Here is a 15,900-nt window from a genome sequence, read left to right as displayed (position 1 = left end):
CCCCTCACCGGAACTTCGGCCGCCGCCCCGCCTTCAGCGCCTGCACCGCATGGTCCAGCGTCTGCAGGAACTGCGACTTGTCGCGCTGGCTCATCGGCGCGTTGCCGCCGCCGACCACGCCCATGTCGCGCAAATCCTGCATCAGCGCCCGCGTCGCCAAGGCCGAGCCGACGCTGTCGGCGGTGAAGGGGCGCCCGGTCGGGCCGATCACCACGGCGTCGCGCTTGACGCAGCGGTCGGCCAGCTGGATGTCGGCGGTCACCACGATGTCGGTCGGGCCGGCCCGCTCGGCGATCCAGTCGTCGGCGGCGTCGAATCCGGCGCCGACCACCACAAGCTCGGCCATGCATTCCGTCGGCAGGCGCAGCGGCGCGTTGGCGACCAGCCAGACCTTGCAGCCGGTGCGGCCGGCGACCTTGTAGATCTCCGCCTTGACCGGGCAGGCGTCGGCATCGACGTAAATCTCGACTTTGGGGCTGGCCAATCCTTTTCCTCCGGCTGTCCTGTGGCTCAACAAGGTTTCATGCAGGGCCCTTATGCGCTAAAACCGGTTCCAAGCGACAGGGTGCCGTAGAACCGCAAGGGTGGGGCGGCGCCAATTCTCACATCTTTTCGGAAGGTCGGAGCGGCGCATGGCGTCCTACCAGTATGTCTATGTCATGAAGGGCCTGACCAAGGTCTATCCTGGCGGCAAGAAGGTTCTCGACAACGTCTGGCTCTCGTTCCTGCCGGGTGTGAAGATCGGCGTGCTCGGCGTCAACGGCTCCGGCAAGTCGACCCTGATGAAGATCATGGCCGGACTGGACAAGGATTTCTCGGGCGAGGCCTGGTCGGCGGACGGCGCGCGCGTCGGCTACTTGCCGCAGGAACCGCAGCTCGACCCGACCAAGAACGTCCATGAGAACGTCATGGAGGCGCTGAAGGAAACCAAGGCGCTGCTCGACCGCTTCAACGAAGTGTCGAACATGATGGCCGATCCGGACGCCGACTTCGACGCGCTGCTGACCGAACAGGGCGAGTTGCAGGAGAAGATCGACGCCGCCGACGCCTGGGACATCGACCGCACGGTCGAGATCGCCATGGACGCGCTGCGCTGCCCGCCGGGCGACGCCGACGTGACCAAGCTGTCGGGTGGTGAGAAGCGCCGCATCGCGCTGTGCAAGCTGCTGCTGGAAAAGCCCGACCTGCTGCTGCTCGACGAGCCGACCAACCATCTCGACGCCGAATCGGTCGCCTGGCTGCAGAAGCATCTGGAGGACTACAAGGGCACCGTCGTCCTGGTCACCCACGACCGCTATTTCCTGGACAGCGTCACCGGCTGGATCCTCGAACTCGACCGCGGGTCGGGGATTCCGTGGGAAGGCAACTATTCGTCCTGGCTGGAGCAGAAGCAGAAGCGCCTGGAGCAGGAAGGCCGCCAGGAGGAATCGCGCCAGAAGCAGCTGGCCACCGAGCTGGAGTGGATCCGCCAGAGCCCGCGCGCCCGTCAGGCCAAGAGCAAGGCCCGCATCACCGCCTACGAGACGTTGCTGGCCGAAAGCGGCAAGGAACAGTCCGGCGAGACCCGGATCGTCATTCCGGTGCCGCCGCGCCTCGGCAACGTCGTCATCGAGGCGGAGAGCATCGCCAAGGGCTTTGCCGACCGCCTGCTGATCGACGGGCTGTCCTTCCGCCTGCCGCCGGGCGGCATCGTCGGCGTCATCGGCCCGAACGGCGCCGGCAAGACCACGCTGTTCCGCATGATCACCGGGCAGGACGGGCCGGATGCCGGCACCTTCCGCGTCGGCGACACGGTGAAGCTCGGCTATGTCGACCAGAGCCGCGACAGCCTGGACGCCAAGAAGACGGTGTGGGAGGAGATCTCCGACGGACTGGATCTGGTGGAGCTCGGCAAGAAGACCATGCCGAGCCGCGCCTATGTCTCCAGCTTCAACTTCCGCGGTCCCGACCAGCAGAAGAAGGTCGGCCAGCTGTCGGGCGGTGAGCGCAACCGCGTCCATCTCGCCAAGATGCTGAAGTCCGGCGCCAATGTCCTGCTGCTCGACGAACCGACCAACGACCTGGACGTCGACACGCTGCGGGCGCTGGAAGATGCGCTGCAGAGCTTCGCCGGCTGCGCCGTGGTCATCAGCCACGATCGCTGGTTCCTCGACCGCATCGCCACCCACATCCTGGCCTTCGAGGGCGAAAGCCACGTCGAATGGTTCGAAGGCAACTTCCAGGACTATGAAGCCGACAAGAAGCGCCGCCTGGGCGCCGACGCCGACCAGCCACACCGCATCAAGTACAAGCCGCTGGTGCGCGGCTGACCGCCTGAACCGGTTCGCAAAAAAGAACGGAGGCGACCGCAGGGTCGCCTCCGTTTTTCTTTGTACCGGATGATGGCCGGGCGTTAGCGGTCGAGGTCGCTACGGCGGTCCGTGGTCTTGCCGCGCGTGTCGTCGATCTCCACCTCGGTGCGGCGCACGGTGTCGTGGACGGTCTCGGCGCGCTCCTCGACGTCCTTGCGCACCACGACCGTTTCGCGGACATGGGCGGTCTTGTTGACCACCGCCTCCTCATCCGTCTCCGTCACCTCGATGGTGCGTTCACGGAAGGCGTCGGCCGGGACCGTCGTGCCGCTTTCGGCCAGACCGCCGGGCCGGCGTTCGACGGTGACGGTCTCGTCGCGCAGGCGGACCTGCTCCTCGACCGGCGTCTCGACGACATAGCTGCGGACGCGGACGCTGCCGCGCTCGACGCTGCGTTTGCCGATGTCGACCTGCTCCTCCATCAGCGGGATCTGCTCTTCCCGTTCGGCGGAGCCGGTGCGCAGGCCTTCCGTGTTGACGTCGCGCATCGCCGTGGCGGCACCGGTCAGGCCCTCGCCGGCGGGCTTGCGGCCGGGGGAGTAGCGCATGCGCTCCTCATTCGCCTTGTTCTCGTCGTAATAGCCGGCGCTCTCATCGAAGCCGGCCCAGCCGGACTCGCGGTAGGCGGCGCCGCGTTCCTCGACATCCACGATGTTGCCGCGCTCCAGCACGTCCATGGCGCGGTCCACGTCCTCTTCATCCAACCGGACCCTCAGCAGTGACCCGCCGCGGCGCACGCCCTCGGCATAGAGCTGTGCGTCCTGGTCCGGGACGCCCCAGTTGGTCAGGCGGGTCAGGATGCCGCCGGCGCTGGCGCCGGTGCCGGTGCCGGTGCCCGTGCCCGTGGTGGTGCCGCCCAATCCGCTGCCCATTCCGCCGGCGACATAGCCGGAGGCAAGGCCGGGACGGGCCATGCCCTCAACCATGCCGATGGATGGGGTCGTGGTTTCGGTGGCGGCGATGTCGATGGCGCCCGGACCGCTGGCGGTCATCTCGGCATGGGACAGGACGTCGATCGCGCTGGATTCGAAGCCTGCGGCATGCAGGTCGCGCATCGCGGTTTCGGCATCGGAGCGGTGATCGTAGAGGGCGACGATGGTCTTGGTCATCGGCTTTACTCCTCGGGCGTGGAAACAGGCGTGGAATTCGGGGGAGAACCGGGAGCGGCGGAAGGCGGAGCCGTGGCGACGCGTTCCACTGCGGCCTGTTCGGAGCGCAGGATGACAGGCTGTTCGACCTCGACGGTCCGGTGGGTCTTGCGGATATGCAGCTCTTCGCGGAGCACCAGACGGCGTTCAACCACCAGCACCTCCTCGACCAGCGGGATCACCGTGACGTCGCCCTCCTGGCGAATATCGGGATGGACGTCGATTTCCCGGTCGATGGGCACACGGGTCACCGTCGCCTCTTCATGGTCCAGCCGTTCCCGGACCAGCGTTTCGCGTTCGGACACGCGGGTGGTCACCCGAACGCGGCTGCGTTCGACCCGCTGTTTCCCGATGGTCACCGACTCATCGTGCAGGGGAATGGCTACGCCGTCCCCGCCGGGGGAGGCATCGTCGGAGACGGTCATGGCGGCGCGGGCCGCCGGTCAACGGAACAGGAGATAGAGGACGATCGCCACCACGATCAGCCCGAGGATGATCCACATCCAGTTCATCCCGAAACCGCCGATTCCGGAACCGTCATACACACCGACTTTTCTGGGCTTCTGTTCGTCTGCCATGGGAGCTTCCTTTTGGAAATGGATCGGCGGGCAAGCCCCCAATCCGGCGCGTCCACAGCAAACAGAAAATCCCCCGGATCGTTCCGGTGATTCAACGATCTTTCAAAATCAGAAGATTTGGGCGCCGCCGCCGACCAGCCGCACCGCATCACGTACAAGCCGCTGCTGCGTGGGTAACGGACCGTTCGGACCGGCTCGATGGGGCCGCCGCCCGGTTGGAGCGGCGGCCCTTTTCCTTGGCGGGTTCAGTTCCCCCGCTTGACCGACAACGGTGTGCCGACCTCGCCGGGGTAGACGGCCAGCAGGCGCACCGGCTCACCTCCTTCGTTGATGCCCTCGTGCCAGTCGGTGCGCTCCATATAGGCGTCGCCTTCCTTGTAGACGGTGCTTTCGCCCGCTTCGCCCCGGATCGTCAACCTGCCGCCCAGGATATAGACGAACAGCGGGATCTGGTGCGTGTGCACGCCGGTCCGCGCGCCGGGCGGGATTTCGGTGATGCGCGCGGTGATCTGCGGCGCCCCCTTCGGATAGACGATCGGCGTGCCGTTGGAATTGGTCTCCGTTTGCAGGAGCGGGAAGGAACGCGGGGCCGGGGCCGGTTGCCCGGGAGCGGTTTGCGCCTGTGCGGAGGACACCAGGCACAAGGCGGTCAGCGTGCCGGTGAGCAGGCTGGTTGCGGCCTGACGGCGGCCAGAACGGCAAAGGGACGGTGACATGATGGCCGGACTCTCCGGTGCTGTGGCGATGCGGACCGCCAGAGGTAGCGGCCCGTTGCAAAAGCACGATAAAGGAGTGCGGCGCCGGAAATGCCGGCTTTTTCAGCGGTCATGCTGCGACAAAATACAACCATGCCCAGCGGGCGGCTCAGCCGGCCATCTTCTGGTGTTCCAGGAACGCCGTCTTCAGCAACGCCTTCAGGTCGTCGCCATACTGGTGGAAGCAGACGGACAGTTGGCCCCGTTCCTCGTCGCGATGCAGCACGACCAGATTGGCGACCGCCGTCACCTCCTGCCGGTCGGCCAGCACGACGCGGGCCTGGAAGGTCTGGCCGCGCTGGTAGGGCTGGTTGACCGCCAGCAGGCACAGGCCGCCCACCGACCAGTTGCGGGCCGGGAAGCTGCCATGCTCGGTATGGACCACCATGCCGGGCCGGACGAAGCGCTTCTGCCGCCGACGCTCCTCCGGCGGGGGAGGGGGGAAGGCGCCGGCGGCGGCGGCAACGTCGATGCCCGACCGGTCGGTCAGCGCGTTGGTGAACACCGCACCACGCACCACCGCCGGGCCCATCGTCGAATCGCGCAGGTCGGCGTCGGAGAAATCGGCGCCCTCGAAATTGGCCGGCCAGTCGCGGCCGCCGGCCAGCGCCACCGGGCGGGCATCGACCCCGTTCATCAGCGTGTGCGCCAGATAGGCGCGGCGCAGCGTCGTGCCGCGCAGCACGGCGTCGCGCAGGTCGGCCTCGTCCAGGTCGATGTAGGACAGTTCGGCCATCTCCAGGCTGGCCTTGGTCAGGCGGGCACCGGGCAGGCGGCAGCGGCGCAGGCGGGCCGCCGCCAGCGTACGCCCATGCAGGTCGGCTCCCGCCACCGACACGAGGTCGAGGTCGAGCCGCGCGCCGTCCGCCCCGCCGCTGTCGACCCAGCGCTCATGCCGCTCCACCAGCTCCAGGAACTCGGCGACCGGCATCGCCGTGTAGTTTGGCTGGACGATGGCGTCGGGCGGCAGGGTGAAGGGGATGAAGGTTCGGGTCAGGGTGGCGTGGTCCATCACCGTGTTGCCGAACACCGCCCCGTCCAGGGTCGCTCCGCAGAAATCGGTGCCCATCAGCACGGCCGAGGTCAGCTCCGCCCCGGTCAGATCGGCGTCGTTCAGGTCGGCGCCGGTCAGGTCGCAGCCGGTGAAGTTGGCGCCGGCCAGGATCGACCGCTCCATCTTCGCTTCGGTCAGCCGGGTGGTGCCGGTGCCGCGGGTCGCCTTCTGGTTCCCGTCCGGTCCGCTGCTCTCCATCAACTCGCCCGCGCGGAAATCGGCGCCGCGCAGGTTTGCGTCGGTCAACTGGGCGCGGTGCAGGTTGGCGCCGCGCAGGTCCGCGCCGGTCAGGGTGGCGCCGGACAGGTTCACCGCCTCCATGTCGGCACCGAACAGGTCGGCCTGGGTCAGGTCGGACTTCACCATCCTGGTGTTGCTGAGATCCGCTCCGGCCAGCTTGGCGCCGGCCAGCGACACCCGCTCCAGGTTCAGCCGCGACAGGTCGCGGAAGCTCAGGTCGGCGCGCCGGCCGCTGGACGGCCGTTTCAGCCACGCCTGATGCGCCTGGATGATCGTCCGGAGTTCGTCGATCTCTTTCGGATCGCGTTCGGCCATGGCGTCGGGTTCCCGGGGTCCATCGTATGACGAAAGACAGCAGCGTCAGCGCAACGATAGCCCTTCCGGCGTGTCGCGTCACGGGTTCTGAACGGCCCGGCGCTGCCGGAGGGCGGGCATCGCATCCGAGCCATGGAAAAGGCCGCCTTCCCAAGGGAGGCGGCCTTTTCCGTTCAGGGCGGTTCGGGGTGTGCCGTCGGGTCAGCCGGCGCGGCCGACCTTCTGGCGCAGGGCTTGGATCAGGCCGTCGATGCGGCCACCGTTCTGCTCGACGACGGAGGCGAATTCCTGCCGCTGGGTCACGCCCATGCTGACATTCTCCACCACCACGTCGATGATCTTGTAGTCGCTCGGCGTCTTGCGGACTCGCCAGCTGACATTGATCGGTGGGCCGCTCGGCCGGACGATCTGCGTCGTCACCATGGTGTCCGATTCGCCGGCCGGGCTGGTGCCGGCGATCTTGAAGGTCTCGCCCGAATACTCGATGAAACGCTCGGCATAGGTGTTGACGATCAGCTGTTCGAACAGCTTCTGGTATTCAGACCGCTGCGCCTCGTTGGCCGAATTCCAATAGCGGCCCAGCACCCAACGGCCGATATACGGCACGTCGAAGCCGGCATACAGCAGCTTGCGGAAGCGCTGGAGTGCCTGGTCGCGCGACAGGCTCTTGTCCGAAAAGGTTGCGATGGCGTCGTTCCCCAGCTTCTGGATGAACGCGCTTGCCCCCTGATCCGCGCTCTGCGCGGCGGCGGGAGTGATGAGGGTGTGGCCGGCCCAACCGCTAACCGCGAGCAGGGCAGCGCACGCGACAAACTGGCGGCGTGTCAACATGGTGGGGCGAAAGGTGGCGGTTGCCGCGGCTTTGTCAACGGTCATTTGACCTTTGGCCTTGTGCTTGGGCCGAAGTGGGCGGGCCGTTGCGGCGGACGAGTGCACGCGGGATGGCGGCCTCGTCCGCTGCAACCCAACAAGCCCGGTCAGGGCTTCGGCGCGCTGCTGTAGTCGGGGAAGTCCGGCGTGGCCGCCCCCTTGTTGTTGGCGATCTCCGCCTGACGCTGCTGCTGATGAAGGCTGCGCACGGTGGCGTAGAAGTCCAGCGAGTTGCGGCGCAGGTCGTCGACCGACTTCAGCACTTCGGAGCGGCGGTCAACGGCGCTGACACCGGCGCGGGTCAGCATCAGCCCCTCGCCATCCTTGGCATAGGCCCAGATGCGCACCGGGTCGCCGACGGTGTCGACGGCATAGCCGGCGGTGTCGCGCAGGTTCGACGGACCCAGCAGCGGCAGCACCAGATACGGGCCGTCGCCGACGCCCCAGACCGCCAGGGTCTGGCCGAAATCCTCCGGCGCGTGCGGGATGCCGGCCTGGGTCGCCACGTCGGCAATGCCGCCGACGCCCAGGATGGTGTTGGTCAGGAAGCGGCCGGTCGCGTTGGACGCCCCCTCGACATTGCCCTGCAGCAGGTTGTTGGCGATGTAGAGCGGCGCCATCAGGTTGTCGATGAAGTTGTGGATGGCGTCGCGCACCGGATCGGGAACCAGCCCGACATAGACCTCCGCAGCCGGGCGCAGCGCCAGCACGTCCACCGCCTCGTTCGCGGCGAAGACGAAACGATTCGGGATCTCCAGCGGATCGCTGACCTGATAGGCGGCGTCCTTCGCGCCCGGGTCTGCCTGGTTGGTCGCGCAGGCCGTGGCCGTCAGGGCGAAGGCCAAGACGGTGGCCGTGCGGAGGAGGGGGCGGGAAAGGCTGGCCAGCTTCATGTGCGACGGCTCTTTATCAGTGGGCGCAACTCGGTGCGGGTCGCCGCATCTCCTGTCCACAACCGAAGATCCCGATGGCGGGAGTCCTCAACCCTGGCAAGGTGGCTACGCGGTCGAAATGAAGATTGGGCGAGATATCGCACAATTTCCACCGTTTCGTGACCTAACACAGGCTTGGCCTTTTGACCAGCATGCGCCGGCAAGCGCCAAGGTGCGATGCCTGGACTGTGATTGCTTTGCCGCACCACCGGAAAACGCCCGGCCCGCCGCTGGTTTCCGCCGCGGAACGGAGCCATGCCGGGGATTGCTGCGCTCGATGCGAAAAGCGGTTTACGACGCATAAAGATATCTTTATATCTGTATCCGGATCGGCGAGGCATGGGGCTTCGCACGGTCGCGCCCCATCCCGGCCCGAATCGGACGTGACTCGATGGACGACCTGCTTGCTACGCTGAAGGCGGCTGCCGAGACGACGCGGCTTCGGCTGCTGGCGCTCTGCGCACATGGCGAGCTGACGGTGACCGAGCTGACCCAGATCCTGGGCCAGAGCCAGCCGCGCGTCTCGCGCCACCTGAAGCTGCTGTGCGACGCCGGCCTGCTCGACCGCTTCCGCGAGGGCACCTTCGCCTTCTACCGGCTGGCGGAGAGGGGGGCGTCGGCCGAATTGGCGCGCGTGCTGGTCGACGCCATTCCCGGCGACGACGCCACCATGACGCTGGACCTGGAGCGGCTGGAGGCGATCAAGCGCAGCCGGTCGGAGACCGCCGCCGCCTATTTCCGCGAGAATGCTGCGCGCTGGCACGAGATCCGCTCCCTTCACGTTGCGGAAGGCGAGGTCGAGGCCGCGCTGCTGCGCCTGTTCCCGGAAGAGGGGGTGGAGGAGCTGCTCGACATCGGCACCGGCACCGGACGGATGCTGGAGGTGCTGGCCGGGCGCGTCCATCGCGCGATCGGAGTAGACCAGTCGCGCGAGATGCTGGCTGTCGCCCGCACCAGGCTGGAGGAGGCGGGCCTGCGCCATTGCCATGTCCGGCAGGCCGACATGTACCAACTGCCCTTTCCCTCCGGCTCCTTCGACGCCGCGGTGATCCATCAAGTGCTGCACTACATCGAATCGCCGGCCGACGTGCTGGCCGAGGCGGCGCGCGTCCTGCGTCCCGGCGGCCGCCTGCTGGTCGTCGATTTCGCCCCCCACCATCTGGAGGCGCTGCGCGAGGAACATGCGCACCGCCGCCTTGGTTTCGCCGATGCCGAGGTCGCGGGCTGGTGCCGCCAGTCGGGCCTCGATTGCAGCGCGGTGGTCCATCTGCCGGGCGATCCGCTCACCGTCTCCATCTGGCCGGCCACCCGCCTTGCGGCCGGCGCCCAAGCGCCTTCCCCGAAACCCGCCCTCTCGCTCAGCGGAGTCCCGTCATGACCGCGCCCATTTCCGCGCCGCCGTCCGTCAGCTTCGAGTTCTTTCCGCCCAAGTCGGAGAAGATGGAGCAGAGCCTGTGGCAGTCGATCCGGCGGCTGGCCCCGCTGGCGCCGGGCTTCGTGTCGGTGACTTACGGCGCCGGCGGCTCGACCCGCGAGCGCACCCACGCCACCGTCTGCCGCATCCAGGCGGAGACCGGCATCCCGGCCGCCGCCCATTTCACCTGCGTCGGCGCCACCCGCGACGAGATCGACGCCATCGCCCGCACCTATTGGGATGCCGGCATCCGCCATCTGGTGGCGCTGCGCGGCGATCCGCCGGAGACGGCGGGCGGTGTCGGCGGGCAGTACGAGCCCTTTCCCGGCGGCTACGCCTATGCAGCCGATCTGGTGGCGGGGATGAAGCGCATCGCCGATTTCGAGATCTCGGTCGCGGCCTATCCGGAGAGCCACCCGGAGGCGCCCAGCGCCCAGTTCGACCTCGACAACCTGAAGCGCAAGGTCGATGCCGGCGCCACCCGCGCCATCACCCAGTTCTTCTTCGACAACGACGTCTATTTCCGTTTCCTCGACCGCTGCGCTGCTGCCGGCATCCATGTGCCGGTGGTCCCTGGCATCCTGCCGATCACCAATTTCGCCCGTGCGGTGGAGTTCGCCGGCAAGTGCGGCGCCTCGATGCCGGCGAAGCTGGCCGAGACCTTCGAGGGGCTGGACGCCGACCCGGAGACCCGCCAGCTCGTTGCTGCGACGGTGGCGGCCGAGCAGTGCCAGGCATTGCAGGCGCAGGGCGTGAACGACTTCCATTTCTACACCCTGAACCGGTCGGACCTGACCATCGCCATCTGCCGCATGCTGGGCGTGAAGGCGAAGCCGGTGCCGGCTGCCGTGGCGGCCCCGGCGGTGGCGGGGTAGGGGGTGGGACAGGAAGCGGCCGGCACAGCTTTGTGCTAGAGTCGCCTGCACATCGTGGAGGGCGTCGCGCCATGGACAGCCGGATCGGATACGACACGGATTTCCTCGCCTGGACCGAGCAGCAGGGCCGCCTGCTGCGCGAGGCGGCGCGCGAGCGCATCAACACGCCCATCGACTGGGAGAATCTCGCCGAGGAGATCGAGGGCATGGGCCGGTCGGAGTTGCGCGCGGTCGAAAGCGCGCTGGTCCGTGTGATCGAACATCTGCTGAAGTTGGAGTTTTCGCCGGCAGCGGGACCGCGCAACGGTTGGAAGGCGACCGTCACCGAGCATCGCGGGAGATTGCGGCGGGATCTGAAGTCCAGCCCGAGCCTGCGCGGCAGAATCGACCTTCCGGAGATCTTCGAAACGGCACAGCCGATGGCGCTTTACGGGCTCGCGCAGGATGGCGATGCGGTCGGTCCGCTTCCCGTTTCCTGCCCTTATCCGCTGGAACGGCTCCTGGATCCCGGCTGGTGGCCGGTGAACCGGCATGGGCTGGAGGGCTGACGCCATGGACGGCCGGACTGGCTACGACACCGACTTCCATGCCTGGACCCGGGAGCAGGCCCAGCTGCTGCGCGACGCGGCGCAGGCGCGGCCGGGCTCTCCCATCGACTGGGACCACATCGCCGGGGAACTCGACATCATGGGCAGGCAGGTCAAGGACAGGATCCGGAGCCATCTCGCCGCCGTGATCGAGGCCCTGCTCAAGCTGGAATACTCGCCCGATCCCCGGCCGCGGCGCAGATGGTGGGTTGCGGCGACCAAGGCCCGCCGGCACCTGGAGGAAATGCTGGAGGAGAATCCTAGCCTGGAGCGCTTTCCCGCCGAGATTCTGGAGAAGGCCTGGCTGGACGGCGATTCCGACGCCTGCCTGGACGACAGCATCGACATCGACGCGCTGCCGAAGGAGTGTCCCTACGCTCTGGAGGACCTGCGCGATCCGGATTGGTGGCCGCCCAACCGCCACGGTCTCGCCTGACCCGATACCCCATCGAATTTTCCATCGAACCCGCCCAAATAACGGACAAGACGCATCCCCATGCCCCACATCCTCGACACCCTGCGTGACCGCGTTCTGCTTTGCGACGGCGGGTTCGGCAGCCGCATCCAGGCGCTCGACCTCGACGTCGAGAAGGATTACTGGGGGCACGAGAACTGCACCGACATCCTGCCGCTGTCGCGCCCCGACATCGTCCGCGACATCCACCGCGGCTATTTCGAAGCCGGGGCCGACATGGTGGAGACCGACACCTTCGGCGCCTCGCCGGTGACACTGGGCGAGTTCGGCATCTCCGAGAAGGCGTTCGAGATCAACCAGCGCGCGGTCGAGCTGGCGCGCGAGGCGGCCGAGAGCTTCACCGACGGGCAGCCGCGCTTCGTCATCGGCTCGATCGGGCCGGGCACCAAGCTGCCGAGCCTGGGCCACATCGCCTACCAGCCGGCGGAGGACAGCTTCTACGTCCAGGCGGCCGGGCTGATCGCCGGCGGGGCCGACGCCATCCTGGTGGAGACCTGCCAGGATCCCCTGCAGATCAAGGCCGCCGTCAACGGCATCAAGCGCGCCCGCCTTGAGGCCGGCAGCGACACCCCCGTCTTCGTCCAGGTGACGGTCGAGACCACCGGCACGCTGCTGGTCGGCACCGACATCGCCGCGGCGGCCACCGTCATCCAGGCGCTCGACGTGCCGCTGATGGGGCTGAACTGCGCCACCGGCCCGCTGGAGATGAGCGAGCATGTGCGCTGGCTGTCGCAGAACTGGCCGGGCCTGATCTCGGTCCAGCCGAATGCCGGCCTTCCGGAACTGGTCGACGGCAAGACCCATTACCCGCTACGCGCCGACGACTTCGCCCATTGGCTGGAGCGCTTCGTGTCCGAGGACGGGGTGAACCTCGTCGGAGGCTGCTGCGGCACCAACGTGCCGCACATCGCGGCGGCGAACCAGATGCTGCGCAAGCTGGCCCCGGCCGGCTCGCACCGGCCGAACCCGAAGGGCCGCACGGTCCATTGGGTGCCGGCGGTGGCCTCGCTCTATTCCCAGGTCACGCTGCGCCAGGAGAACGCCTTCTTCGCCATCGGCGAGCGCTGCAACGCCAACGGCTCCAAGAAGTGGCGCGAGCTGCAGGAGCGCCAGGACTGGGACGGCTGCGTCGAGATGGCGCGCGAGCAGGTCAAGGAAGGCTCCCACTCGCTCGACGTCTGCACCGCCTTCGTCGGCCGCAACGAGGTGGCGGAGATGAACGCGGTGATCTCGCGCTTCGCCGGCTCGGTCACGGCGCCGCTGGTGGTGGATTCCACCGAATACATCGTGCTGGAAAACGCGCTGGCGCTCTATGGCGGCAAGGCGATCCTGAACTCGATCAACTTCGAGGACGGCGAGGAGCCGGCGAGGCTGCGGCTGGCGCTCGCCAAGAAGTTCGGCGCCGCCGTCATCGCGCTGACCATCGACGAAGAGGGCATGGCCAAGACGCCGGAGCGCAAGCTGGAGATCGCCAAGCGGCTCTACCATCTTGCGGTCGACGAATACGGCCTCGCCCCGTCCGACCTGCTGTTCGACCCGCTGACCTTCACCATCGCCACCGGCAACGAGGACGACCGCAAGCTCGCCATCTGGACGCTGGAGGGCATCGAGGCGATCTCCCGCGAGATGCCGGGCTGCCAGATCATCCTCGGCCTGTCCAACGTCTCCTTCGGCCTGAACGCGGCGGCGCGCCATGTGCTGAACTCGGTGTTCCTCGACCATGCGGTCAAGCGCGGGATGACCGGCGCCATCGTCCATGTCTCCAAGATCCTGCCGCTGCACCAGATCCCGGAAAAGGAGGTCAAGACCGCCGAGGATCTGATCTTCGACCGGCGGGCTGAAGGCTATGACCCGCTCCAGGCCTTCATCGCCCTGTTCGAGGGCCGCAAGGCCGCCGACGCCAAGAAGAAGGCGCGGGCGGAAAATGTCGAGGACCGGCTGAAGGAGCGCATCGTCGACGGCGACCGCACCGGGCTGGAGGATGATCTCGCCGAGGCGATGAAGACCCATCCGCCGCTGGAGATCATCAACACCTATCTGCTCGACGGCATGAAGGTGGTGGGCGAGCTGTTCGGCGCCGGCAAGATGCAGCTTCCCTTCGTGCTCCAGTCGGCCGAGACGATGAAGGCCGCCGTCGCTTGGCTGGAACCCCACATGGAGAAGATCGACGGCCAGCAGAAGGGCACGCTGGTGCTCGCCACCGTGAAGGGCGACGTCCATGACATCGGCAAGAACCTCGTCGACATCATCCTGACCAACAACGGCTACAAGGTGGTCAATCTCGGCATCAAGCAGCCGGTCACCGCCATCATCCAGGCCGCCAAGGAGCACAAGGCGACCGCGGTCGGCATGTCCGGCCTGCTGGTGAAATCGACCGTGGTGATGCGCGAGAACCTGGAGGAGATGACGCGCGAGGGGCTCGACGTCCCGGTGCTGCTGGGCGGGGCCGCGCTGACCCGCGCCTATGTCGAGGGCGACTGCGTGGCGTCCTACGGCTCCGGCCGGGTCGCCTATGCCGGCGACGCCTTCGACGGGCTGACCCTGATGGACAAGGTGGTGGAGGGCAGCTTCGACCAGCAGCTGGCCATCCAGCAGGCCAAGCGCGCCGGCAAGGCGACAAACCGCCGCCGCGTGCTGGGGCAGGCGACCAGCGCCGCCACCGGCCCGGTCGACAAGGACGCCGTCCGCGCCCGCCGCCACCGGCTGGCCGAGGGCGTGCCGGTGCCGACGCCGCCCTTCTGGGGACCGAAGCTGATCGACCATGTGCCGCTGAAGACGCTGGTCACCTACCTGAACGAGCGGATGCTCTATCAGCTGCAATGGGGCTACCGGAAGGACGGCAAGTCGTTCGAGGAGTTCAAGGAGTGGGCGAAGAAGGAGCTGCGGCCGGTGCTCGACCGCATCCTGCGCATCGCCGCGACCGAGAACATCCTGCGCCCGACCGCGGTCTACGGTTATTGGAAGGCGGCGGCCGACGGCAACGACGTCATCCTGTTCGAGGAGGACGGCACGACCGAGGCCGCCCGCTTCTCGCTGCCGCGCCAGGGCAAGGAGGATGGCGAGTGCATCGCCGACTTCCTGCGCGACGTGACCGATCCCGAGCGTGACGTGCTCGGCCTCCAGGTCGTCACCATGGGCCAGCATTGCGCCGAGGTGGCGCGGGCCTGGTTCGCCGAGAACCGCTACCAGGATTATCTCTACCTGCACGGCCTGTCGGTGGAGATGACCGAGGCGATGGCGGAATATGTCCATGCCCGCATCCGTGCCGAGCTTGGCTATGGCGCCGAGGACAGCCGCGACAAGGAGAAGCTGCTGCAGCAATCCTACCGCGGCAGCCGCTACAGCTTCGGCTATCCGGCCTGCCCGAACCTGAAGGACCAGGAACAGCTGCTGAAGCTGCTGGACGCCGGCCGCATCGGTATCGAGATGTCGGACGAGGACCAGCTGCATCCCGAGCAGAGCACGTCCGCCATCGTCCTGCACCATCCGCGGGCCAAGTACTTCTCGGTCTGATCGCCGACCCCGCAAGGGATCCTCCTCCGCCCGTTCCGTGTTAGGATGGGCGGCGGAGGACACCCGATGGCCGTTGTCGAAACGAAGCATGACGAGAAGCTGCAACGCCTCCTGGACCGGATCGTGCCGGCCCTGGAGCCCGAGGCCGTCTATCTGTTCGGCAGCCGGGCGCGCGGCGACTTCGACGAGGACAGCGACTACGACCTGCTGGTGATCGTCCCGGACGATGCGCCGAAGGAAAGGCGGTCCATGGCCACCGCCTTCGAGGCCAGCCGGCAATCCCGGGTTCCGGCCGACATCGTTCCCTGCTCCCGCACCGGTTTCGAACGCTACAAGAATTCGGTGGGAACGCTCTGTTACGAAGCAAACCACTTCGGGGTGCAGGTCTATGGTCGATAGGGTGGTCGCGGCTTGGCTGACGGTGGCGGACGAGGACATCCGCGCGATCCGCGCCCGCCTCGTCGGCTCTGCGCTCAAGTCGGCGGCCTACCATTGCCAGCAGGCAGCGGAGAAGCTGGTAAAGGCGGTGCTGGTCTCGCTCGGGCGCCATCCGCCCAAGCAGCATAACATCGTGGCTTTGCTGGACGATGTGCCATCGGATCACCCGTTGCGTCCGACCCTGCTGCCGTTGGAGCGGTTCACGATCTTCGCCGCGGCCTTCCGCTATCCCAGCATCGACGTCTTCGACAGCCCGCCGGAAGAACCCGGTCCCGACGATGTCGCCCGTTGGTTGGCCGAGATCCAGCAGGCCCGTGCAAGGGTCGCCGCAGTCCTCGAGGCAAAGGGGTAAGCG

Annotated in this window: 16 protein-coding genes; 8 read left to right on the top strand and 8 right to left on the bottom strand. The window is 67.5% G+C overall.

Going from position 1 to position 15,900, the window contains the following annotated elements:
- Nucleotides 1–4: 4 nt before the first annotated feature.
- Nucleotides 5–484: a YaiI/YqxD family protein gene (locus tag AL072_RS00315; RefSeq protein ID WP_045581993.1), complete on the bottom strand. Its 480-nt coding sequence runs from the start codon at nt 482–484 to the stop codon at nt 5–7.
- 148 nt (nt 485–632) lie between these two features.
- Here AL072_RS00315 and ettA point away from each other — a divergent pair, with 148 nt between their 5' ends.
- On the top strand, nt 633–2,309 hold the full coding sequence (ettA, locus tag AL072_RS00310; RefSeq protein WP_045581994.1) for an energy-dependent translational throttle protein EttA: 1,677 nt from the start codon (nt 633–635) through the stop codon (nt 2,307–2,309).
- A gap of 83 nt (nt 2,310–2,392) precedes the next feature.
- On the opposite strand, the gene AL072_RS00305 is transcribed toward ettA, so the two are convergent.
- From AL072_RS00305 to AL072_RS00280, 7 genes are all read right to left on the bottom strand, one after another.
- Nucleotides 2,393–3,460 carry a YsnF/AvaK domain-containing protein gene (locus AL072_RS00305; RefSeq protein WP_052709991.1) on the bottom strand — a complete coding sequence of 356 codons (1,068 nt, stop codon included), beginning with the start codon at nt 3,458–3,460 and terminating at the stop codon, nt 2,393–2,395.
- 5 nt (nt 3,461–3,465) lie between these two features.
- On the bottom strand, nt 3,466–3,924 hold the full coding sequence (locus AL072_RS00300; protein WP_052709992.1) for a YsnF/AvaK domain-containing protein: 459 nt from the start codon (nt 3,922–3,924) through the stop codon (nt 3,466–3,468).
- Nucleotides 3,925–3,942: 18 nt separating this feature from the next.
- The gene (locus AL072_RS35925; RefSeq protein ID WP_281178646.1) at nt 3,943–4,077 is read right to left on the bottom strand and encodes a hypothetical protein; all 135 of its coding nucleotides are present in this window, start codon (nt 4,075–4,077) and stop codon (nt 3,943–3,945) included.
- A 245-nt stretch (nt 4,078–4,322) separates the two neighbouring features.
- Nucleotides 4,323–4,793, bottom strand: coding sequence for a cupin domain-containing protein (locus AL072_RS00295; protein ID WP_052709993.1), 471 nt, complete (start codon nt 4,791–4,793; stop codon nt 4,323–4,325).
- Nucleotides 4,794–4,941: 148 nt separating this feature from the next.
- On the bottom strand, nt 4,942–6,441 hold the full coding sequence (locus AL072_RS00290; RefSeq protein ID WP_045581995.1) for a pentapeptide repeat-containing protein: 1,500 nt from the start codon (nt 6,439–6,441) through the stop codon (nt 4,942–4,944).
- A gap of 201 nt (nt 6,442–6,642) precedes the next feature.
- On the bottom strand, nt 6,643–7,317 hold the full coding sequence (locus tag AL072_RS00285) for an MlaC/ttg2D family ABC transporter substrate-binding protein (protein ID WP_245636702.1): 675 nt from the start codon (nt 7,315–7,317) through the stop codon (nt 6,643–6,645).
- Nucleotides 7,318–7,418: 101 nt separating this feature from the next.
- The gene (locus AL072_RS00280; protein ID WP_052709994.1) at nt 7,419–8,204 is read right to left on the bottom strand and encodes an MlaA family lipoprotein; all 786 of its coding nucleotides are present in this window, start codon (nt 8,202–8,204) and stop codon (nt 7,419–7,421) included.
- Between the two features lie 430 nt (nt 8,205–8,634).
- Between AL072_RS00280 and AL072_RS00275 the strand changes: the two genes are divergently transcribed.
- The 7 genes from AL072_RS00275 to AL072_RS00245 all read left to right on the top strand — a co-directional run bounded on the left by AL072_RS00275 (nt 8,635) and on the right by AL072_RS00245 (nt 15,897).
- Complete coding sequence (locus AL072_RS00275; RefSeq protein ID WP_045581996.1) at nt 8,635–9,621, top strand: ArsR/SmtB family transcription factor; 987 nt, start codon at nt 8,635–8,637, stop codon at nt 9,619–9,621.
- Nucleotides 9,618–10,532: a methylenetetrahydrofolate reductase [NAD(P)H] gene (metF, locus tag AL072_RS00270; protein WP_045581997.1), complete on the top strand. Its 915-nt coding sequence runs from the start codon at nt 9,618–9,620 to the stop codon at nt 10,530–10,532. Before AL072_RS00275 ends, metF begins: the two co-directional genes overlap by 4 nt.
- A 71-nt stretch (nt 10,533–10,603) precedes the next feature.
- On the top strand, nt 10,604–11,080 hold the full coding sequence (locus AL072_RS00265) for a DUF29 domain-containing protein (RefSeq protein ID WP_045581998.1): 477 nt from the start codon (nt 10,604–10,606) through the stop codon (nt 11,078–11,080).
- Between the two features lie 4 nt (nt 11,081–11,084).
- A complete protein-coding gene (locus tag AL072_RS00260; protein ID WP_045581999.1) occupies nt 11,085–11,555 on the top strand; it encodes a DUF29 domain-containing protein in 471 nt (156 codons plus the stop codon).
- A gap of 60 nt (nt 11,556–11,615) precedes the next feature.
- A complete protein-coding gene (gene metH, locus AL072_RS00255; protein ID WP_045582000.1) occupies nt 11,616–15,107 on the top strand; it encodes a methionine synthase in 3,492 nt (1,163 codons plus the stop codon).
- A 66-nt stretch (nt 15,108–15,173) separates the two neighbouring features.
- Complete coding sequence (locus AL072_RS00250) at nt 15,174–15,506, top strand: nucleotidyltransferase domain-containing protein (RefSeq protein WP_045582001.1); 333 nt, start codon at nt 15,174–15,176, stop codon at nt 15,504–15,506.
- Nucleotides 15,496–15,897, top strand: coding sequence for a HEPN domain-containing protein (locus tag AL072_RS00245; RefSeq protein WP_045582002.1), 402 nt, complete (start codon nt 15,496–15,498; stop codon nt 15,895–15,897). Before AL072_RS00250 ends, AL072_RS00245 begins: the two co-directional genes overlap by 11 nt.
- Nucleotides 15,898–15,900 lie beyond the last annotated feature (3 nt).

The sequence above is a fragment of the Azospirillum thiophilum genome (assembly GCF_001305595.1).
GTDB lineage: Bacteria > Pseudomonadota > Alphaproteobacteria > Azospirillales > Azospirillaceae > Azospirillum > Azospirillum thiophilum.
This window is presented reverse-complemented; position numbering and strand designations above follow the sequence as displayed.